The 20,540-nt window shown below is 65.5% G+C and carries 18 protein-coding genes and 1 pseudogene; 7 read left to right on the top strand and 12 right to left on the bottom strand.

Annotation, left to right across the window (positions count from 1 at the left end; genetic code table 11):
• Positions 1 to 79: 79 nt before the first annotated feature.
• From J2R78_RS20355 to J2R78_RS20325, 7 genes are all read right to left on the bottom strand, one after another.
• Positions 80 to 1,393 (bottom strand): ATP-binding protein, encoded by a 1,314-nt coding sequence (locus J2R78_RS20355; RefSeq protein ID WP_092079263.1) that lies wholly within the window; start codon positions 1,391 to 1,393, stop codon positions 80 to 82.
• 84 nt (positions 1,394 to 1,477) lie between these two features.
• Positions 1,478 to 2,533, bottom strand: a complete 1,056-nt coding sequence (locus J2R78_RS20350) for a lysylphosphatidylglycerol synthase domain-containing protein (protein ID WP_026192163.1) — start codon at positions 2,531 to 2,533, stop codon at positions 1,478 to 1,480.
• A gap of 332 nt (positions 2,534 to 2,865) precedes the next feature.
• Entirely contained in the window at positions 2,866 to 3,093 is a 228-nt protein-coding gene (locus J2R78_RS20345) for a SelT/SelW/SelH family protein (protein ID WP_253606419.1), read from the bottom strand.
• Between the two features lie 18 nt (positions 3,094 to 3,111).
• The gene (locus J2R78_RS20340) at positions 3,112 to 4,020 is read right to left on the bottom strand and encodes a haloalkane dehalogenase (RefSeq protein ID WP_253606417.1); all 909 of its coding nucleotides are present in this window, start codon (positions 4,018 to 4,020) and stop codon (positions 3,112 to 3,114) included.
• Positions 4,017 to 4,607 carry a TetR/AcrR family transcriptional regulator gene (locus J2R78_RS20335; RefSeq protein WP_253606415.1) on the bottom strand — a complete coding sequence of 197 codons (591 nt, stop codon included), beginning with the start codon at positions 4,605 to 4,607 and terminating at the stop codon, positions 4,017 to 4,019. Before J2R78_RS20335 ends, J2R78_RS20340 begins: the two co-directional genes overlap by 4 nt.
• A 109-nt stretch (positions 4,608 to 4,716) precedes the next feature.
• Positions 4,717 to 5,013 carry a hypothetical protein gene (locus J2R78_RS20330; RefSeq protein WP_016844056.1) on the bottom strand — a complete coding sequence of 99 codons (297 nt, stop codon included), beginning with the start codon at positions 5,011 to 5,013 and terminating at the stop codon, positions 4,717 to 4,719.
• Positions 5,014 to 5,015: 2 nt separating this feature from the next.
• Positions 5,016 to 6,410, bottom strand: coding sequence for an OmpA family protein (locus tag J2R78_RS20325; protein WP_253606413.1), 1,395 nt, complete (start codon positions 6,408 to 6,410; stop codon positions 5,016 to 5,018).
• Positions 6,411 to 6,579: 169 nt separating this feature from the next.
• On the opposite strand from J2R78_RS20325, the gene J2R78_RS20320 reads away from it, so the two are divergent.
• The 4 genes and pseudogenes from J2R78_RS20320 (at position 6,580) to J2R78_RS20305 (ending at position 9,345) form a co-directional block, all read left to right on the top strand.
• Entirely contained in the window at positions 6,580 to 7,638 is a 1,059-nt protein-coding gene (locus tag J2R78_RS20320) for a polysaccharide deacetylase family protein (RefSeq protein WP_253606411.1), read from the top strand.
• 169 nt (positions 7,639 to 7,807) lie between these two features.
• The gene (locus tag J2R78_RS20315; RefSeq protein ID WP_253606409.1) at positions 7,808 to 8,608 is read left to right on the top strand and encodes an SDR family NAD(P)-dependent oxidoreductase; all 801 of its coding nucleotides are present in this window, start codon (positions 7,808 to 7,810) and stop codon (positions 8,606 to 8,608) included.
• Positions 8,609 to 8,747: 139 nt separating this feature from the next.
• The gene (locus J2R78_RS20310; RefSeq protein WP_253606407.1) at positions 8,748 to 9,056 is read left to right on the top strand and encodes a type II toxin-antitoxin system RelB/DinJ family antitoxin; all 309 of its coding nucleotides are present in this window, start codon (positions 8,748 to 8,750) and stop codon (positions 9,054 to 9,056) included.
• Positions 9,053 to 9,345 (top strand): annotated as a pseudogene (locus J2R78_RS20305) (type II toxin-antitoxin system RelE/ParE family toxin). The gene J2R78_RS20310 and the pseudogene J2R78_RS20305 overlap by 4 nt, the downstream one beginning before the upstream one ends.
• Before the next feature lie 199 nt (positions 9,346 to 9,544).
• Here J2R78_RS20305 and boxB read toward each other — a convergent pair.
• The 4 genes from boxB to J2R78_RS20285 form a co-directional block, all read right to left on the bottom strand.
• Entirely contained in the window at positions 9,545 to 10,981 is a 1,437-nt protein-coding gene (gene boxB, locus J2R78_RS20300) for a benzoyl-CoA 2,3-epoxidase subunit BoxB (protein ID WP_200844636.1), read from the bottom strand.
• Positions 10,982 to 11,002: 21 nt separating this feature from the next.
• Positions 11,003 to 12,691, bottom strand: a complete 1,689-nt coding sequence (gene boxC, locus J2R78_RS20295) for a 2,3-epoxybenzoyl-CoA dihydrolase (protein WP_253606406.1) — start codon at positions 12,689 to 12,691, stop codon at positions 11,003 to 11,005.
• Positions 12,692 to 12,884: 193 nt separating this feature from the next.
• Complete coding sequence (locus tag J2R78_RS20290; protein ID WP_253606405.1) at positions 12,885 to 13,694, bottom strand: alpha/beta fold hydrolase; 810 nt, start codon at positions 13,692 to 13,694, stop codon at positions 12,885 to 12,887.
• A gap of 164 nt (positions 13,695 to 13,858) precedes the next feature.
• Positions 13,859 to 15,391: a benzoate-CoA ligase family protein gene (locus J2R78_RS20285; protein ID WP_253606404.1), complete on the bottom strand. Its 1,533-nt coding sequence runs from the start codon at positions 15,389 to 15,391 to the stop codon at positions 13,859 to 13,861.
• A gap of 80 nt (positions 15,392 to 15,471) precedes the next feature.
• On the opposite strand from J2R78_RS20285, the gene J2R78_RS20280 reads away from it, so the two are divergent.
• Positions 15,472 to 16,464, top strand: coding sequence for a helix-turn-helix transcriptional regulator (locus J2R78_RS20280; protein ID WP_256521265.1), 993 nt, complete (start codon positions 15,472 to 15,474; stop codon positions 16,462 to 16,464).
• 143 nt (positions 16,465 to 16,607) lie between these two features.
• Here J2R78_RS20280 and J2R78_RS20275 read toward each other — a convergent pair whose 3' ends face one another.
• Positions 16,608 to 17,393, bottom strand: a complete 786-nt coding sequence (locus J2R78_RS20275; protein WP_253606403.1) for an IclR family transcriptional regulator C-terminal domain-containing protein — start codon at positions 17,391 to 17,393, stop codon at positions 16,608 to 16,610.
• Positions 17,394 to 17,512: 119 nt separating this feature from the next.
• Here J2R78_RS20275 and J2R78_RS20270 point away from each other — a divergent pair, with 119 nt between their 5' ends.
• Both J2R78_RS20270 and J2R78_RS20265 read left to right on the top strand, forming a co-directional pair.
• The gene (locus tag J2R78_RS20270) at positions 17,513 to 18,871 is read left to right on the top strand and encodes an aromatic ring-hydroxylating dioxygenase subunit alpha (protein ID WP_253606401.1); all 1,359 of its coding nucleotides are present in this window, start codon (positions 17,513 to 17,515) and stop codon (positions 18,869 to 18,871) included.
• A gap of 187 nt (positions 18,872 to 19,058) precedes the next feature.
• On the top strand, positions 19,059 to 20,495 hold the full coding sequence (locus J2R78_RS20265) for a glutamine synthetase family protein (protein ID WP_253606400.1): 1,437 nt from the start codon (positions 19,059 to 19,061) through the stop codon (positions 20,493 to 20,495).
• Positions 20,496 to 20,540 lie beyond the last annotated feature (45 nt).

Below are 20,540 nucleotides of genomic sequence, written 5' to 3'. Positions count from 1 at the left end.
GTCCATCTAGGAGCGGTCGGTGCTGCTTTTACGAAGGTTGGATGACAGTTGGATGACAACGCTAAGCGGCTGAAAACGCTCAGCTTTGAGTTGGTAACGGGGTCTTCGGCCGGGGAAAACAGGCGGTAAAAGTGGCGCCGTTCTTCGGCACGCTCTCGATCAAAAGACGCCCGCGATGACGGTTAAGAATATGTTTCACCAGCGATAATCCGAGGCCCGTTCCGCCCTGGTTGCGGCTGTCGCCGACGTCGACCCGGTAGAAGCGCTCGGTCAGCCGTGGCAGGTGCTCCGGGGCGATGCCGGGGCCGAAATCCCGTACCATGACACGGATTTCGGGGGTCCCTTCGCCCGATGCGCCCGAAACGGCCTGATTCAGCGACACTATGACGCGGCCCCCGGAGGCGCCGTATTTGAGGGCATTCTCGATCAGGTTCTCGAACAGGCGGAGCAGTTCCTCGCGGTCGCCGGCGATCATGACCGGGGCCTGAGGCAGGTCGACCTCGATCTCGACCTGGCGCTCGCTCGCCAGCGCCTCGAGCCCGTCGGCGACCTGGCGGATGATCGGCACGATATCGATCGAGGCCTCGGGCCGCACATGGGCCGACAGCTCGACCCGCGACAGCGACAGCAAATCGTCAATCAGCCGCGCCATACGGGTCGCCTGGGTGTGCATGATGCCGAGGAAGCGCTCGCGCGCCCGCGCGTCCTCACGCGCCGGCCCCTGCAGCGTGTCGATGAAGCCGGACAAGGCGGCGAGCGGCGTGCGCAGCTCGTGGCTGGCATTGGCGACGAAATCGGCGCGCATCTCCTCGACCCGGCGCAGTGGCGTCAGGTCGTGGAAGGTCATCAGCATGCACTTCTCGGTGCCGCCGAACTGGGTCGGCACCGGCACCGGCGTGATCACCAATTCCATCCAGCGATCGACCGGAACGTGGTCGGTGTAGGTGGCGCGGCGCGGCTCGGTGGTCGCGATCGCCTCGCGCAGCGCGGTGATGATCTCCGGCGAGCGCAGGGCAAATTGCGCCAGTTCGTTCTTGCGCAGCGCGGGCGCGAGCTGCGCCGCGGCGGCGTTGAGATGGATGACGCGGCCGGCGCGATCGAGCAGCACGGCCGGATCCGGCATGCCGGCGACGACCGCGCTGACGGCGGCGGCCTCGACCGGATTGACGCCGCGGACATCCTCGCGCGAGGTTCCGGCATCATGCAGCCGCCACGGCACCAGCGCCGCGGCCGCGATGCAGACGAACACGGCGCAGGCGCGCACCAGCGACAATTCGCCAAGCGCGACCACCACGCTCAAGGCCAGCGCTGCGGCAAGCAGGATCAGCGCGGAGTGGCGCAACCGGTCGGGCCAGGGCGAGAAGATGGAGGAATGCGAATCGTCAATTGCCATCGCGGCGGCTTTCATCCCGTCGGTTCATGTCTCGCCCAGGCGCGGTCATAGCGACCTTCCCTCGGGAGGCATCGGGCCGCTTCATCAGACCCCGGAATCACCGCGCTTTCGAACCAGAACCGCCTCATGGTGCGGCTCGGCGCGGGGACCCGAATCAGCCTGCGGCAGCCGTTTGAGTCGGGCGCCGACGATAACCTCCCGAAACGTCAGCAAGATTACAGATATGACGAAGGGCGCAATATAGTAGAGGAGCCGGAACAGCAGCATACCGCCGAGCAGGTCCTCGCGGTCCATCTGCCAGAGGCCGACCAGCATGGCGGCGTCGAACACCCCGAGGCCGCCGGGGGAGTGGCTGGCGAAGCCGAGCAGGGTCGCCGACACGAAGATGACGGCGACCACGACGAAGCCGAGATTTGGCTCGTCCGGCACCAGCACGTACATCGCCAGCGCGCAGAAGCCGAGGTCGAGGATGCCGATTGCGATCTGCAGCAGCGTCAGCGGGCCACCCGGCAGGGTCACCGTCCAGGGGCCGCGGCCGACCACCCGCGGCTGGGTCCAGACCCAGACCACATAGGCGACCAGCGCGGTGATGATCGCGAATGCCAGCGCCCGGTTGAGCCAGGGCGGCAGTTGGTCGATGTTGGCGGCGGCCTCGGGGTGGTAGGCGATGCCGAGCCCGAGCACCGCGGCATTGCCGAGCCAGAAGGTGAGCCCGGCGAGAAAGCAGATCTTGGCGACGTCGATCGCGTTCAACCCCCACGCCGAATAGATCCGGTAGCGCACCGCGCCGCCGGTGAAGACGCTGGCGCCGACATTGTGGCCGATCGAATAGGAGGTGAAGGCCGCGAGCGCGTTGATGCGATAGGGCACATGGGCGTGGCCGATCGCGCGCACCGCGAACAGATCGTAGAAGGTCAACGTGAAGTAGCCCGCCGCGACGAACAGTCCCGCCAGGGCAATCTGCCGCGGCTCGGTGCTCTTGATGGCCTCGAGCACCTCGTTGGTGTCGATGCCGCGCAGCATGTGATACAGGACGTAGCAGGCGATGCCGATGACGGCGATGCTGATGACAACACCCAGCCGATGCAGGATTTGCTTCTGGCGCAGAAACGCCATCGCCCTGCGTATTGCTTCCAGCATCTAGACCTCGAATTGCGATCCCGCGACGACGGCTCCCGGGCGAACTCCGCCGGCGCTTCGCTGTGCCCTGGCCCGTGTAGCGCGTTTTAAACCGGAGTGGAATTCGTCAAAAGACAATAAAACGCGCATCTTCAAGATATTACGGATGATTCATGACAGCGGGTGCACAAATATGCGCGTTTCCCGCCGCCTTCGACAAGACTTGACATGCGCGTGCGGCAGTTAGCCCGCCGAACGGTCCGCAAGGCCATCCGGAAAACTACGGTGAAGCACCGGCACGGCCGAATAGAGAATGATCTTCCGGTACCCGCCGGGAGGCGCTCCGCCGATCATCAATCCCGCGCGGCCGTGACCGCGGCGACGATCTCGGCGGCATCGGGAAAATGTCCCTTGGCGCGCCTGGCGACAACCTCGTCGCCAAGCTTGACCTCGAAGATGCCGCCCTTGCCGGGGATCAGCGTCGCATCGACGCCAAGGCGCTCGCGCAACAGCGCCGCGGCCTCTTTGGCACGCTTCTCATAGCCGCACGGCCGGCAATAGGTGATCGAGACATTCTTCATGTCACGCGCTCCGTGCCCTCATGCGGCGTCGCGCTGCGCGGAGGCAGCCTCGACGCCGGCGATCCAGCCGGCCACAGAGCGGCCGATCGCCTCCGGATGATCCTCCTGCAGATAGTGCGCGCCCGCGCCGAGTTGAACGACCGCGCAATGCTTGAGCGTCTTGGCGAATTCGGCGGCAAAGGCCGGTGACACCAGTGCCCCGGGCGTCGCCGCGAACAGCAGCTTCGGATAGGTCGATGCCGCGAGCGCCGCATGCGCCACCGTGAGCGCCTCGGCGACATCGGCCGGCTCGCCCGCGATCGGCAGCTCGCGCGGCAGCATCAAGGTCGGCTTGCGGCTCTCGCGCGGCGCAAACGGCGCGCGGTAGGCGGCCATCTCCTCCTCGCCGAGCGTGCGCAGGATCGAGCCAGGCAGCACGCGTTCGACGAACGCATTGTTGTCGAGGATCATCGCTTCGCCCTCGCCCGGCGTGCGGAATTTCCGGAACGTCTCCCGCGCGGCGTCGTGCTGGTGGAAGTCCGACCAATCACGCATCGGGCGGATGAACTCCATGAAGGCGAGCCCGCGCACCAGTTGCGGACGGCGTGCCGCGAGGTGGAAGGCGAGCGCCGTGCCCCAATCCTGGGCGACGAGATAGGCCGAGGCGATGCCGAGCTCGTCGATCAGCGCGTCGAGATAGTCCGCCTGGTCGAAGAAGCGATAGCCGATGTCGGGCTTGCCGGACTGGCCGTAGCCGATCAGGTCGGGCGCGATGCAGTACCCGACGGGGGCGACCAGCGGCATGATGTTACGCCAGATGTAGGATGACGTCGGATTGCCGTGCAGGAACAGCACGTGCGGCGCGTCGCCGCGGCCGGTCTCGCGATAGGCCATCGTGCTCCCGAGCACGGCGCGATGATGCAGGCTGATATCGGCGGATATGGTCATGGCAACTCCTTGAACACGGTTTGGAATGCGATCGTCTTGAAACGCGTCAGCGCAGTTTCGCTGCGCTCGACCTTCATGCGCAGCATCGCGCCCTGCCACGATGCGAGCAGGAAATCGGCCAGCTGATCGGGATCGAAGTCGGACGCGATCTCGCCCTTGGCCTGCGCTTCGGCAATGCAGGCCGCAAACGGCGCGCGCCATTCCCGGAAGATGTTGTCGAGCTGCTCGCGCAGCATCTCGCTCGAGCCCGACGCCTCGAGGCTGAAATCGCCGATCAGGCAGCCGCGGGTGAAACCGTCATGCGCCAGCTTGCCGGTGATCAGATCGAGATAGCTTCTCAGCCTTTCGCGCGGCGTCAGCGTCAGGTCGCCCAGCGCCTCGGCGACGAGGCCGCGCACATAGAGGAAGTAACGGTCCAGCACCTCGGACGCGAACAGCTCCTTCGAGCGGAAATGGTTGGTGAACGAGCCCTGCGGCGCGCCGGCGGCGGCGGTGACGTCGCGCACGCTGGTGCCGTGATAGCCGGTCCGGAACATTTCCGTCAGGCCGGCGTCGAGGATGGCATCGCGGAGAGAGGGTTTTGGCATGGACAGGATTTAATACGTACGTACGTATTGATGTCAAGCGCTAAAATGAATGCGGCGCGCCCTTGCGCTTGGCGACGCCGCTCAGGCCTGTCGGATCAAGAGGTTGAGGTCAGCTCGCGGGCTTGCTGCGCGAAACCACCCAGTCGCGCAGCCAGGAGCCGATCGCGCAGCCGACGAGATAGAGCGCGAACATGACCAGGAAGAGATCGAGCCAGTAGCCGAACCGGCCGGGCACGATCCGCGCGAACGACGTCGCCACCAGCGCGGCGGCGAGCAGCGCCAGCCAGCGCATCCAGACCTTCGAGACGCCCTGCGCCCGATGCACCACCGCGATCCAGCCCATGCAGAAGCCGAGCAGCGCCGCGCCGAGCAGCCAACCCCAGAAGAATGTCGCGAGCACGGTCATCGCTACTTCACCACGAATTCGATGCGGCGGTTCTGCGCCTTGCCGTCTTCACTCTCGTTGCCGGCCAGCGGCTGCGTGCTGCCATAGCCGATCGGCGTGAAGCGGCTGGCGGGCAGACCGGCGCGCACGAGGTAATCCACCACGGCCTGCGCGCGCCGCTCCGACAGCGCCTGGTTGGCGGCCTCCTCGCCGTCGCTGTCGGTATGGCCGGCGATCTCGATCGTCGCATTGGGGCAGCGCAACGCCGTCTCGATCAGGCGGTCGAGCAGGCCGGCGGAATCCGGCACGATGTCGGCCTTGCCGGACTCGAAGCGGATCTTGCCCTTCGAGAGGATTTCGGAAAACAGCTGCTGGCACACCGTGGGATCGACCGGGGCAGCCGCAGGCTTGACCGTGACCTCGGCCTTGTACTGCCAGCCCTGCGGAAAATCCTTGCCGAGCCCGTCGCGGATCTGGCCGGCGGCGGCATCGTAGAGCGCATCGCCCGACAGCTTCACCTCGCGGTCCGATACCACCAGCGTTCCGGTCGACAGCCGCGACAGTGCGCCGAGCGCGGGCCCCACCGCGGCCGCGAAACCCGACGGCGCGCCGATGCTGGCCTTGAGATTGTCGACCACCTTCTCGCTGAAGAACTTGCGGCCGGCGGCGGCGACCAGCGCGGCGTGCACGTTGTTGTCGGGCACGTAGCCGGTCAGCGTCAGCGTCACCGCGACCGGGTCCTTGTAGGCCTGGAACACGTAGGGCGGCGCCTTGATGTCGTTGGCGGCGATCGAATAGCCTTCCGGCAGGTTCTTCAGCGCCGCGGCGACCGCTTCGCGTCCGCCGAGCTCGCGCGCCATGCCGGCGAGGGCAACCTTGCTGTCGGTGAGCGTGATCTTGCCTTCCTTCAGCTTGCCGATCTGGTCGAGCAACAGCAGCGCCGCCGCGTCGAACCGCAGCGGCGCGCCGCGGGCGAGCACCATCTGATCCACCACCTCGACGCCGCCGAGACCGGCCTTCGCGGCCTCGGTCAACTTGCCCTTGCTCGACGGCAGCGGCGCATTGCCGCCGAGCGTGACCCGCACCACGTCGCGTTCGGCGGACCAGACAAAGGGCTTGGCTTCGGGAACAAGGCGGGTCTCGTCGTTGACCAGCCGCACGCCGGGCACGGCTTCGACCGACGCCACCGCGCTGAGGCGGCCGTCTTCGGAGAAGGCGTTGGCCGCGAACGTCACGTCGCGGCCGTCGACGCTGATGCGGCGCTTGTCGAGGACGGTGTCCTTCAGTGCGGCATTAGAGCGCGCGGCAAGGTCCGCTTCGACCGTTGTGGTGCTCGTCCAGGCCGCGATACCCCAAAGCACGACCAGTGGAATCACCCCCGGCCACCACTTGCTACTCCACTTGAAAAGTCCGTGCATTCAGCGTCCTGCGGGGTCGGGAACCAGAGAGAAAACAAACCCTTGGCTGACTGTCAAACCCCAAATGACGCGCCATGGCGGGGGCGCCATGTCGGACCGGGATAACAGTTTCTTCAGTGGTCTTTCGCTAAGTTTGCCGCGGAATGCAAATCGGCCGGCCCGCGCCCACATGAAACAACTCCGCAACACCGTGATCCGTGCCGGCATGGAGGCGTTGTATTTCTCGGGTGCGCATATCCTGCTGCGGCCGATCTTCGCCGGCGTCGGCGCCATCTTCATGCTGCACCACGTCCGCCCGCGGCGCGGCGACGCGTTCCAGCCGAACCATCATCTCGAGGTCACGCCGGACTTCCTGCGCGCGATGCTGGCGCATCTGCGCGCGCTCGACGTCGACGTGATCAGCATCGACGAGGCGCATCGCCGTCTCGCCGAACGGAATTTCGCGCGGCGCTTCGCCTGCTTTACCTTCGACGACGGCTATCGCGACAACCGCGATTTCGCGCTGCCTGTGATGCGCGAGTTCGGCGCCCCGTTCACGGTCTATGTCGCGAGCGATTTCGCCGAGGGCTGCGGCAGATTGTGGTGGATCGCGCTGGAGCGGGTGATCGCGGCGGCGTCCGCGATCGAGGTGCCGATCGACGGCACCATGACGCGGATCGACACCGCGACACCGCAGGCCAAGCGCACTGCTTTCGGCCGCATCCACGACTGGCTGCGTTCACTGCCCGGCGAGCAGGAGATGCAGGCCGAGATATCAGCGCTGTGCGCCCGCCACGGCGTCGACGAGACCGGCATCGCGCGCGAGCTCTGCATGTCCTGGGACGAGTTGCGCGGCTTTGCCGACGACCCGCTGGTGACGATCGGTGCGCACACCATCACCCATTGCAATCTCGCCAAGCAGAGCGAGACCATCGCATCGTTCGAGCTCGCGACCAGCCGGGCGCGGATCGAGGATGCGCTGCAGCGGCCGGCATTGCATCTGGCTTATCCCTATGGCGACCGGATCGCCGCCGGGCAGCGTGAATTCGCCCTCGCCCGGTCGATCGGCTTTCGGACCGCGGTGACGACGCGGCCGGGCATGCTGTTTCCCGAAAGCGCCGACCATTTGACCGCCTTGCAGCGTGTCTCGCTGAACGGCAATTACCAGGACGCGCGCCTGCTGCCGGTGCTGACATCAGGCGCCGCCACCGCGGTGTGGAACGGCTTTCGCCGCATCGACGCGGCGTAACCTACTCTTCGTAGCCCGGATGCAGCGAAGCGCAATCCGGGACAGTCGCATCCGCGGATAGCATTTTGCCGGATTTCGCTCCGCTGCATCCGGGCTACCGATCCCTTCCCTCTCCTTGACTCGCTCCCCGGGCGCGCCCAGAACCACTGGCAACGCAATGGAGGAGCGCATGTTCAAGGATCTGTTCTCGCTGAAGGGCCGCGTCGCATTGGTGACCGGGGGATCGCGCGGCATCGGCAAGATGATCGCGGCCGGCTTCCTCGCGCAGGGTGCCGCCAGGGTCTACATCACCGCGCGCAAGGCAGGTCCCTGCGAGGCGACCGCGCAGGAGCTTTCCGCCGCCTATGACGGCGAATGCATCGCGCTGCCGATCGACATCTCGACCGTCGAGGGCTGCGACAAGCTCGCGGGCGAGATCATCAAGCGCGAGCCGAAGCTCGACATCCTCGTCAACAATGCCGGCGCGGCCTGGGGCGCGGACTTCGACGAATTTCCGGAGAGCGGCTGGGACAAGGTGATGAACCTCAACGTCAAGTCGATCTTCTTCCTGACCAAGGCGCTGGCCAAGCCGCTGCGTGCGGCGGCGACGCACGACAGGCCGGGCAAGGTGATCAACATTGCCTCGATCGACGGCATCTTCGTCAACCCGATGGAGACCTATTCCTATGCCGCCAGCAAGGCTGCGGTGATCCATCTGACGCGCCGCATGGCGACACGCCTGATCAAGGACAACATCAACGTCACCGCGATCGCACCGGGCGCCTTCAAGTCGGACATGAACCGCGCCGCGCGCGACCACGCCGACGAAGTCGCCAAGCGCGTGCCGGCGAAGCGCGTCGGTACCGACGAGGACATGGCGGGCACCGCGATCTACCTCGCCTCGCGCGCCGGCGACTATGTCGTGGGCAACACCATCGCGGTCGATGGCGGCGTGGTCTACGCGACCGCGGGGCTGGAGATCGCGGGCTAAGCAGCCGCGCGACCGACCTACGGCAACGGCTCCGCCGAAGGGCGGGGCCGTTTTCGTCGCTGGCTCACCTGCTTCCATAGGGCTGTGACACCTCTGGCGCTTGTCATTCAAATGCATTACATTGGCGAAGGAGATCGCTATGGCTTCGAATGCCCTGGTCCAAACCCGCATCGATGCGGACGTAAAGGAAAAGGCCACCGAGGTTCTGGAGAACATGGGTCTCACGGTATCCGACGCCGTGCGGATTCTGCTGACACGCACGGCCAATGAAGGAATGCTTCCACTGGAACTCGTGAGCAACAGCCAGGCTTACGACAGCTGGTTTCGCGAGAAGGTGCACCAGGCGTTGGCGGATACCCGCCCCGGTCTCGATGATTCCGAGGTCGAAGCGCATTTCGCGCAACGCCGCGCCGCCGCGCTTCGAAAAGCGACAAGGCGTAAGCGGTGAAACTCGTCTGGTCGCGCTTCGCGTTATCCGATCGCGACGACATTTTCAGCTACATCGAGACCGAGAATCCTCGCGCGGCGGTCCATGTTGACGAACAGATTGCCGATGCTGCGCGGCGCCTGCTCGACTTTCCTGTGGTCGGCCCGGGCGTGTTGCCGGCACGCGCGAGTTGGTCATCCCGCGCACACCTTATGTCACGGCGTACCTTGTTCACGGTGAGACTGTTCGCATCTTGCGCGTGCTTCACGGTGCGCAGATGTGGCCCGACGAACTTACAAATGACGATTGAGGCCGCGCCTCCGTACCGGCATCTGACCAAAAAGAAAGGGACGAGCCCGGGACCTTTTCGGCTCGCCCCTTCCTGTTCTCTCCCTGCGGAAAGAAACTGTTAGGTCACGATGCGATTTTCGCATCATGACCTATCCGTTGTTTGAGCATGATCTCTTCGGAAAACCGCTTCACACTTTTCCGGATCATGCTCGCGCCGATCAGCTCTCGATCCTCACATACTCGAAGTCGCCCGGCTTGTTGTCGATGCCGACCTTGGGCGGCGAGATCCAGGAGGCGAACTGGCCGGGTTCGGTCACCGGTTTCATCAGCGAGGCGATGAAGTCGCCGTCCGCGGTCGACGGCAGCCAGTCGTTCTTGCGCTTGGCCCAGGTGGCGTCGTCGATCAAGAGGCCATCGGGCGTCGCATGGACGTCCTTGAACTCGCCGATCTGGCGGTGGAAGGCGGTGTTCGGCACCGCGAGCTTGTAGTCGATGCCGGCGGTCGAGATCACCTTGTTCCAGCGCAGCATGCCCTTGACGCAATCCTGCGTGTAGTCGTCGCGCAGCCGCATGTTGAGCGCGGTCAGCGCCGGCTCGTCGACCATCTTGATCTGGCCGTCCACCATCTTCATGACCGGATAGGTCGAGCTCTTGAGCTGGTGGTCGTCGTCGATCGTGGTCTCCTTGTAGCGGCCTTTGATGCCGGCGTTGAAGGCATTGGCCGCGTTGGTCGACACTTCCGAGCCGAACAAATCGAGCGACAGCGAATAGTGCAGGTTCAGCTTCTTCTGGATGGTCGGCAGGTCGATCACGCCAAGCGCGCGGATCTTGGCGATGTCGTTCGGATCGATGATGCCGGCTTCCTTCATCGCATCGCAGGTGCGCTGCACGACGCGGGTGATGCCGGTCTCGCCGACGAACATGTGGTGGGCTTCCTCGGTCAGCATGAAGCGGCAGGTGCGCGACAGCGGATCGAAGCCCGACTGCGCCAGCGAGTGCAGCTGCATCTTGCCGTCGCGGTCGGTGAAGTAGGTGAACATGAAGAACGACAGCCAGTCCGGCGTCGCCTCGTTGAAGGCCCCTAGCATGCGCGGGCTATCCGCGTCGCCCGAGCGGCGGCGCAACAAATCATCGGCCTCCTCGCGGCCGTCGCGGCCGAAATACTTCTGCAGCAGATAAACCATCGCCCAGAGATGGCGGCCTTCCTCGACATTGACCTGGAACAGGTTGCGCATGTCGTAGAGCGACGGCGCGGTCTTGCCGAGATGGCGCTGCTGCTCGACCGAGGCCGGCTCGGTGTCGCCCTGGATCACGATCAGGCGGCGCAGCATCGCGCGGTGCTCGCCGGGGACTTCCTGCCAGGCCGGCTTGCCATAGTCCTCGCCGAACGGGATGACGCGGTTCTCTTCCTGCGGCGCGAGCAAGATGCCCCAGCGATATTCGGGCATCCGCACATAGTCGAACTTGGCCCAGCCGCGCGGATCGACCGAATAGGCGGTGCGCAGATAGACCAGCGATTCCTGGAAGCCGTCCGGACCCATGTCGCTCCACCAGTCCATGTAGCCGGGGTGCCAGCCTTCCAGCGCCTTGAGCACCTGGCGGTCCTCGGCGAGATTCACATTGTTCGGAATCTTGGTCGAGTAATCGACGTTCATGATGTTCATGGCCGTGCTCCCTTAAACTCGCGTCATGTCGAATTGCGCCTTCTGGCCGGTGCCGTAGCGGCGCAGTGCGCCGTCCTCACCGACCGCGTTCGGCCGCTGGAATATCCAGTTCTGCCACGCCGTGAGGCGGGAGAAGATCTTCGATTCCATGGTCTCCGGGCCGACGAAGCGCAGATTGGCTTCCATGCCGGTGAGACCGTCGGGCGAGAACGAGGTGCGCTCCTCGAAGAACACGCGGACCTCGTCGTCCCAGTCGATGTCGTCGAGCGCGAAGGTGACGAGACCGAGCTCCTCGGCCTCCTCCGCGTCGAGCGCCTTGCCGATCGAGCCTTGCGCGCGCTCGAGATCCGACGGATCGGCCTGGAAGCGCGATTGCAGCCGGGTCAGGCCGTGGCTCATCGGATAGGGCCCGAAATTCATCGCCGTCAGCTCGATCGCCGGCGGCGGGCGGTTGTCGCCCTGCTTCTGGCCGATCAGCATGTAGGAGCGGTCGGCGGCGAACACGAGCTCGGCCAGCGTGCCGACGAAGCAGGAGCCGGGCTCGACCAGCGTCACCAGCGTGCGCGAGGTGACGTCGATGCGCTTGAGCACGCGCTTCCAGTAGTGCCTGACCTCGTTGACCAGCCAGTGCGCCTTGTTGGCCTCCAGGAACGCGTCATAGGACACGACATTGCCGCGGTCGCCGTGGCTCTTGAACACCAGCATCGCGATCTCGAGCTCGTTGATGCGCAGATGCAGGATCGCGTCATCGAGTTCGCGGGCGACCTGCAGCGGCCAGAACGCAGCGCCTTGCGCGATCATGCCGTCGATATCCGCGGGCGCCGTGGTTTCCGGCGCCTTGATCGAGATGGTGGCGATGCGCGCTGCGCGATCGATGTCGACGCTGACGAAACCGTAGCGGATCGCGCTGTCGTCGATGGTGCGCGTCAGCGGCGCAAGCGCGATGCCTTTGCCGGCGCCGTTGCGCTTCGACTTCGCGGCGAATTCCTTGACGCGCTCGGCCAGCTTGCCCTCGAGCTTGGAGTTCGGCGCGATCTCGTCGACCAGGCGCCAGGAGACGGCGCGCTTGCCCTTGATGCCTTCCTCGATGGTGCAGAAGAAGTCGGCGTGGTCGCGGCGCACCTTGCGCTTGTCGACGACGCGCGTGAGCCCGCCGGTGCCCGGCAGCACCGCGAGCAGCGGTACTTCCGGTAGCGCGACGGCGGCAGCGCCGTCGTCGGCCATCATGATGTGGTCGGTCGCGAGCGCCAGCTCATAGCCGCCGCCGGCCGCGGTGCCGTTGACGACGGTGATGAAGCTCTGCCCGGAATTCTCGCTGGAGTCTTCCAAGCCGTTGCGGGTCTCGTTGGTGAATTTGCAGAAGTTGACCTTGTGGGCGTGGGTCGAGCCCGCCAGCATGCGGATGTTGGCGCCGGCGCAGAACACCCGGTTCTTGCCCGAGCGCATCACCACGACCTTGACCTCGGGATGCTCGAAGCGCAGGCGCTGCACGGCGTCCGCAAGCTCGATGTCGACGCCGAGGTCATAGGAATTCAGCTTGAGCTGATAGCCCTCGAACAGGCCGGCGTTCTCGTCGACGTCCATGGTCAGCGTCGCGACATCGCCCGCGACGTCGAGCTTCCAGTGCCGGTAGCGCGACGGGTCGGTCTGGAAGTCGATGTACTTCGCCCCGCCTGCAAGGACGCGATCGTCACCAGCCATGGGCCACCCTTATCTGTTGTCTTGCTGTTGTTCGTTTGAAGGTTCGTCGTCGAGGTCTCCATGCACAATAATGCATGTTTTCGATCTGGTCTAGTTCAAAACGCAAAAACATGCATTTTGTTTCATGTTCAGGAAAATCGCCAGCTCGGCCAATGACCTGGCACCGGCACCAAAGGTCAGGCCGCCAGTGCCGTCAGGCCGCCAGTGCCGGGTCGTCGCGCAGCGCCGCTTTGGCGAATTCGGCGACCGCCTCGAGCGTGACCGCGGGCGCCTCGCGATGCGGCGAATGGCCGGCGCCGGCGATGGCCGTAACATCGACCGGGCAGTAGCACTCCTCCTGGGCGATCTCGACCTGCCGCATCGTGCCGTACTGGTCGGCCGCGCCCTGCACGATCAGCACGGGCACGCGGATATAGGCGAGATAGTCGGAGATATCCCAGTCGCGGAATGCCGGATCGAGCCAGGCGCCGTTCCAGCCATAGAAGGCGTTGTCGACGTCCTTGTGCCAGCGCGCCAGCTTCTCCTTGAGGTTGGTGGTCTCGTACGCCGTCTTGATCTCGGCGATCGACTTCACCGAGATGTCCTCAACGATGAAGTGCGGCGCCAGCAGCGCCAGGCCGTGCAGGCGATGATCCTGATGCGCGCCGGCATAGATCGCGGCAATCGACGCGCCGTCGGAATGACCGAGCAGCAAGCCGCGGCGAAAGCCGATCCGATCGAGCAGCTTCGGCAGCACGTCGAGCGCCTCGCGGTGCATGTAGTCGACCGGACGCGGCAGCTTCGCCGGCGACGAGGCGCCATAACCCGCGCGCGAATAGGCGAACACGCCGGCGCCGGTCGCCGCCTGCAGCTTCTCGGGGAAGTCGCCCCACAGCCCGACGCAGCCGAGGCCTTCATGGAGCATCACGATGGTCGGCGCCGCGTCCGGCGAGGGACCGATCATGCGGTATTCGAGACCGGCGCCGTCGATGCTGAGGAAGCCGGAGGGTTTCAAGTTTGTCATGGTAGGCCTTCCTCATCGTCGTCCCGGCGAAAGCCGGGACCCATAACCACAGGCGTTAGTTGTTGCGCAAAGCTGTTGAACAGCGTCTCTCGAAACGAAGGCCGCGGCGTATGGGTCCCGGCTCCCGTGCGCAATTGCGCACTAGGCCGGGACGACGCGGGGAGCTAGTGCTCGTGTTCCCGCAGCTTGAAGCGCTGGATCTTTCCGGTCGCCGTCTTCGGCAGATTGTCGACCACATCGATCCAGCGCGGATATTTCCACGGGCCGATCTTCTGCTTGACGTGCTCCTTCAGCGCCTCGTGCAGGCCGGCGGCTGAACTGTCGGGCCGCAGCACCACATAGGCCTTCGGCTTGAGCAGGCCTTCCGGGTCGGCCTCCGGCACGACCGCCGCCTCCAGCACCGCGGGATGGGTGATCAGCGCGCTCTCGACCTCGAACGGCGACACCCAGATGCCGGAGACCTTGAACATGTCGTCGGCGCGGCCGCAGAAAGTGTAACGGCCGTCGGCATCGCGCGTGTATTTGTCGCCGGTGCGAGTCCAGGCGCCCTCGAACGTGGCGCGGCTCTTGGCCCGTTGATTCCAGTAGCTCTCGCCGGCCGAGGGCGCATCGACCAAGAGCTCGCCGACCTCGCCGTCCGCGACGTCGGCGCCGATCTCGTTGACCAGCCGCACCTTGTAGCCGGGCACCGGACGGCCGGACGAGCCGTATTTGATGTCGCCGGGCGCATTCGACAGGAAGATGTGCAGCAGCTCGGTCGAGCCGACGCCATCGAGGATGTCGACGCCGAACCGCGTCTTCCAGGCATTGCCGACAGATTCCGGCAGCGCCTCGCCGGCCGAGGTGCAAACGCGCAAACGGTTGCCGCCGGACTGCGCCTTAGTCGCCTCGTCGTTCAGCATCGCCGCGAACAGGGTCGGCACGCCGAAGAAGATGCTGGGATGATATTTGTTCATCAGCGCGAACATCACCGCCGGCGTCGGCCGCTCGGAGTTCAACACCGTGGTGGCGCCGACCGACATCGGGAAGGTCAGCGCATTGCCGAGCCCGTAGGCGAAGAACAGCTTTGCCGCCGAGAGGCCGACATCATCCTCGCGGATCCCGAGCACCTGCTTGGCATAGGTCTCCGCGGTCGCCGCGAGATTGGAATGCAGATGGCGCACGCCCTTCGGCATGCCGGTGGAGCCCGACGAATAGAGCCAGAATGCCGGCTCGTCGGCATGGGTCGGCGCGGTGGCGAACACGTCGCTCTCGCGCGCGATCTCGTCCGACAGCCTCTTGTGGCCGTGCGCGTCCTTGCCGGAGACCACGACATGCTCGAGGTCGGGCATCCGCGCAATGATGTCCTTCACGACCGGCAGCAGCGCTTCCGACACGAACAACACGCGGGCGCGGCAATCACCGAGGATGTAGGCATACTGCTCCGCGGTCAGCAGCGTGTTGAGCGGCACCGGCACCACGCCGGCGCGGATCGCGCCGAGGAACACGATCGGAAAGTCGACCGTGTCCAGCATGATCATGGCGACCCGCTCCTCGCGGCGGACGCCGAGCCGGCGCAGCATGTTGCCGATGCGGCGGGTCTGCTGCTGCAACTGGCCATAGGTGATTTGCGACACCGTATCGTCGAACACGACCTTGTCGCCACGGCCTTCATCGACGTTGCGGTCGAGCAGCCAGGAGACCGCGTTGTAAGTCATGCTCCGCTCCTCGGACCCGGACGTGCCACGCTTCCCTCTCCTGTGAATATAAGAATTATAATTCATACAAAGCCACCACGTTGGCTTGCTGTCAATCCTTATCGGCACTATGTTTCCTAGAACCTCGGTCTGATTCAGTCAGGACCGCGCGTCGCACAGGGATCATGACCGCAGCCAACGACCCGGAAACCGACTTCCTTGAACAACTCGGCCAGCGCGTGCGCACGATGCGCGCCCTGCGCGGCATGTCGCGCAAGGTGCTCGCCAAGGTTTCCGGCATTTCCGAACGCTACATCGCCCAGCTCGAAAGCGGCAAAGGCAATGTCTCGATCGTGCTGCTGCGCCGTGTCGCAGGCGCGATGGGTGCGCATCTCGAGGACCTGATCCCCTCCAGCGAGCCCGTGCCGGACTGGGCCGTGATCCGCGACCTGCTGCGCAAGGCGTCGCCGAACCAGATCGCGCAGGCCAAGGACATGCTCGCCGGCAGCAGCCCGTTGGCGCCGCGGCGCGCCTCGTTCTCCGGCATTGCGCTGATCGGCCTGCGCGGCGCCGGCAAGACCACGCTCGGCCGGATGCTGGCGAAGAAGATCGGCTGGAGCTTTGTCGAGCTCAACAAGGAGATCGAGGCGCAGAACGGCCTCTCGGTCGCCGAGATCATCGCGCTGTACGGCCAGGAAGGCTTCCGCCGCATGGAGCAGGCCGCGCTGACGCAGCTGCTGGCGCGGAAGGAATTGATGGTGCTGGCGACCGGCGGCGGCATCGTCTCCGAGGCGCTGACCTTCGACCTGATCCTGTCGTCGTTCTACACGATCTGGCTGAAGGCCGAGCCGGAAGAGCACATGGCCCGCGTCCGCCGCCAGGGCGATCTGCGCCCGATGGCCGACGACCGCTCGGCGATGGCGGAATTACGCAACATCCTGGTCAGCCGCGAGCCGCTCTATGCCCGCGCATCGGCGGTGGTCGACACCGCCGGCCTCTCGGTCGACGCCGCCGCCGCGCGGCTGATCGATTCGGTGCGGCCGGTGCTGCAGAACGAAGCGCGCAGCTTCGGGCTGCGCAGCGTGGCGCTGTAATCTCACAGCACAAAAAGAAACACTATCCCCGTCATTGCGAGCGAAGCGAAGCAATCCATCTCTCCGCGTATGGATGCATGGATTGCTTCGTCGCTATCGCTCCTCGCAATGACGAAACATGCGATGATGTGAGAGCCCCTCCCCTACAAGAGTCTGCTCTTCACATCATCAGCACCGTCGCGCAGCAGCGGCAGGAAGCGGTCGATCAATTCCTGCATCGGCACGCGATCGACATGCGCGCCCATGTTGATGGCGGCGACGATGGTGCCGTCGTAGCGGCGCACCGGCACCGAGATCGAGCGGAAATGCGGCTCGGCCTCGCGGTCGACGAGGGAATAGCCCTGCGCGCGATCGGCGATGATGGTGGCGAGCAGCTTCTTCGGATCGGTGACGGTCTGCGGCGTCACCGGATCGCAGCGCATTGCCTTCAGCCGCGTCGCGAGTTCGGCATCAGTGAGCCGGCCGAGCATCGCGCGGCCGACCGAGGTGCAGAACGCCGGCAGCCGGTAGCCGATGTCGAGACCGGCGGAGAACACGCGGGTCGGGCTCGAGCGCGCGACGAACACGACGTCGTCGCCGTCGAGCAGTGCGAGCGAGGCGATCTCCTGCGCTGCGGTCGCGATGCGATCGAGCACCGGTTGCAGCACCGTCACCACCTGGTTGGATTGCAGGAACGAGCCCGCGAGCGTCAGCACATGCGGGGTCAGCGTGAACAGCTTGCCGTCGGTCGCGACGAAACCGCCATGCGCGAGCGTGAACAGGATGCGGCGCGCGGTGGCGCGCGGCAGATCGGCGGCACGCGCCAGATCACTCAGCGTTGCCGGGCCGGACACGGTGCCGAACACCTGCAACAGGCGCAGGCCGCGATCGAGCGCCTCGACGAAGTCGGTGGCGCGCTCGTCCTGGTCGGTCCGCTTCAGCTTGGGCATGGCGTTTTAGGTTGGGGCTTTGAACGGTTCAAAAATTGCGCTTGCTGTCCAAAACAGACATGGCATAATTCGCACATTCGTTCAATAGGCGAACAAATCCAAATCCGGGAGACGCCGCCATGATGAGCCAGGAAGCGAACGATCTGATCACCCGCACCGGGCGCAAGGACCCGTGCGGCAAGCTGATGCGGAGCTACTGGCAGCCGGCGGCGCTGGTGGACGAATTGGACGGGCCGCGCCCGGTACGACCGGTGCGGCTGCTCGGCGAGAACCTGGTGCTGTTCCGCGGCGAGGACGGAAGCTACGGGCTGATCGATCGCCACTGCGCGCATCGCGGCGCCGATCTCGCCTTCGGCCGGCTCGAGCATGGCGGGCTGCGCTGCGCCTTCCACGGCTGGCTGTTCGACACGTCAGGCCAGTGCATCGAGACGCCGGCGGAGCCGGCCGGCTCGCAACTCTGCAAGGGCATCAGGCAGCGCTCCTATCCCGTGGTCGAGAAGAGCGGCATCCTGTGGGCCTGGCTCGGCGAAGGCGCCCCGCCCGCCTTTCCGGAGCTCGACTGCTTCGTCGCGCCCGGCAGCCATACGTTCGCGTTCAAGGGCCACATGAACTGCAACTGGCTGCAGGCGCTCGAAGTCGGCATCGATCCGGCGCACGCCTCCTTTCTGCACCGCTTCTTCGAGGACGAGGACACCTCGGCCGCCTACGGCAAGCAATTCCGCGGCGCGTCGGCCGGCAGCGACATGCCGATGACCAAGATCCTGCGCGAATATGACCGGCCGATCATCAATGTCGAGCACACCGAATACGGCCTGCGCCTGATCGCGCTGCGCGAGCTCGACGCGGAGCGCACCCATGTGCGCGTCACCAACCAGCTGTTCCCGCACGGCTTCGTGATCCCGATGTCGACCGAGATGACGATCTCGCAGTGGCACGTGCCGGTCGATGACGAGAATTGCTACTGGTATGCGATCTTCACCAGCTACGCGGCGCCGGTCGACAAGCAGAAGATGCGCGACCAGCGGCTCGAGCTCTATACGCTGCCGGACTACAAGTCGCGCAAGAACCGCAGCAACGACTACGGCTTCGATCCGCACGAGCAGGCGACCGCGACCTATACCGGCATGGGCGCCGACATCAATGTCCACGACCAGTGGGCGGTGGAGTCGATGGGGGCGATTCAGGACCGCACCAACGAGCATCTCGGCCAGAGCGACAAGGCGATCGTGCAGTACCGCCGCCTGCTGCGGCAGGAGATCGAGAAGGTTGCAGGCGGCGAGAAGCCGATGCTGTTCCTCGACGACGCCTCCGCGCGCAGTATCCAGGGCCCGGCCACGATGGACGGCATCGGCCCGACCCAGGGCTGGGAGCTCTACTGGATGGAAGTCGACGTCAAGCGCCGCCGCGGCGCACCATGGGCAGCTCCCGTGCCGCGCGAGATCGCCGGCAAGGTGCATCATCTGACGGCGGCGGAGTGAAGATGGTATCAATGGCTCCGCATTGTATCCTTCACCTCGCCCCGCTTGCGGGGAGAGGTCGGATCGCGTTAGCGATCCGGGTGAGGGGGTACAGGTCTATCGGCATATCGAGTCGGCGGAGAGAGCCCCTCACCCCGACCCTCTCCCCGCGAAGAGCGGGGCGAGGGAGAAGTGAAGGAGTGACGCGGTGAGCTTCGTCGAGCGTCACGGCCTATGGTCGGATGAGCAGAAGGAGGCCGCACAACGCCTCCGCCGCATCGTCGAGGAGAAGAACCTCGAAGTCATCCGCCTGTCGTTCCCCGACCAGCACGGCATCCTGCGCGGCAAGACGCTGATCGCCGGCGAAGCGGTGCGCTCGCTGGAAAGCGGCTGCTCCATCACCACGACGATGCTCGCCAAGGACACCTCGCACAAGACGGTGTTTCCGGTGTTCACATCAGGCGGCGGCTTCGGCATGAAGGAGATGGAAGGCGCGGCCGACGTGCTGATGGTCGCCGATCCCACCACGTTCCGCGTGCTTCCCTGGGCTGACAACACCGGCTGGCTGCTCTGCGACCTCCATTTCAGCGACGGCCGGCCGGTGCCGTTCGCGACCCGCAACCTCTATCGCAAGGTGCTCGATCAGCTCGCTGGCCGCGGCTACGATTTCGTCGCCGGCCTCGAGGTCGAATTCCATCTGTTCAAGCTCGACGACGCTCATATGGCGCCGGAGGATGCCGGCCAGCCCGGACGGCCGCCGTCGGTCAGCCTGCTGTCGCACGGCTATCAGTACCTCACCGAGCAGCGCTACGACCTGATGGAGCCGGCGCTCGAGATCATCCGCCGCGACATCATCGCGCTCGACCTGCCGTTGCGCTCGGTCGAAGTCGAGTTCGGCCCGAGCCAGTGCGAATTCACCTTCGCGCCGACCGTCGGGCTCGCGCCGGCCGACACCATGGTGCTGTTTCGTTCGGCGGTGAAACAGATCGCGCGCCGCCACGGCTATCACGCGACTTTCATGTGCCGGCCGAAGCTGCCGAACGTGTTCGCGAGCGGCTGGCACCTGCACCAGTCGCTGGTGTCGCGCGCCAATGGCGAGAACGTCTTCATGGCCAAGGAGACCGGCGAGCCGCTCAGCGCGCTCGGCCGCGCCTGGCTCGCCGGCCTGATCGAGCACGCGCGGGCCTCGACCGTATTCACGACGCCGACCATCAACGGCTACAAGCGCTACCGCTCCTATTCGCTGGCGCCGGACCGCGCGATCTGGGGCCGCGACAACCGCGGCGTGATGATCCGCGTGCTCGGCGGCGCCGGCGATCCGGCGACCCGGCTGGAGAACCGGATCGGCGAACCCGCCGCCAATCCCTATCTCTACATGGCAAGCCAGATCCTCTCCGGCCTCGACGGCGTCGACCGCAAGCTCGACCCCGGCCCGTCGGCCGACACGCCCTACGAGACCAAGGCCGCGCTGTTGCCGAAGTCGCTGCGCGAGGCCGTGTTCGCGCTCAACGACGATCCGTTCTTCCGCCAGGCGCTCGGGCCGGAGTTCGTGGACTATTACGCCTTCATCAAGAACGCGGAGATCGAACGCTTCCAGGCCGAGGTGTCGGACTGGGAGCACCGCGAATATTTCGAGATGTTTTGACGGAAGCGTCGGCGCAGGCGCTCCGCCGCTCTAGAGCATGATACG

Source organism: Bradyrhizobium sp. USDA 4538 (assembly GCF_024171045.1).
Taxonomy (GTDB): domain Bacteria; phylum Pseudomonadota; class Alphaproteobacteria; order Rhizobiales; family Xanthobacteraceae; genus Bradyrhizobium; species Bradyrhizobium australafricanum.
This window is presented reverse-complemented; position numbering and strand designations above follow the sequence as displayed.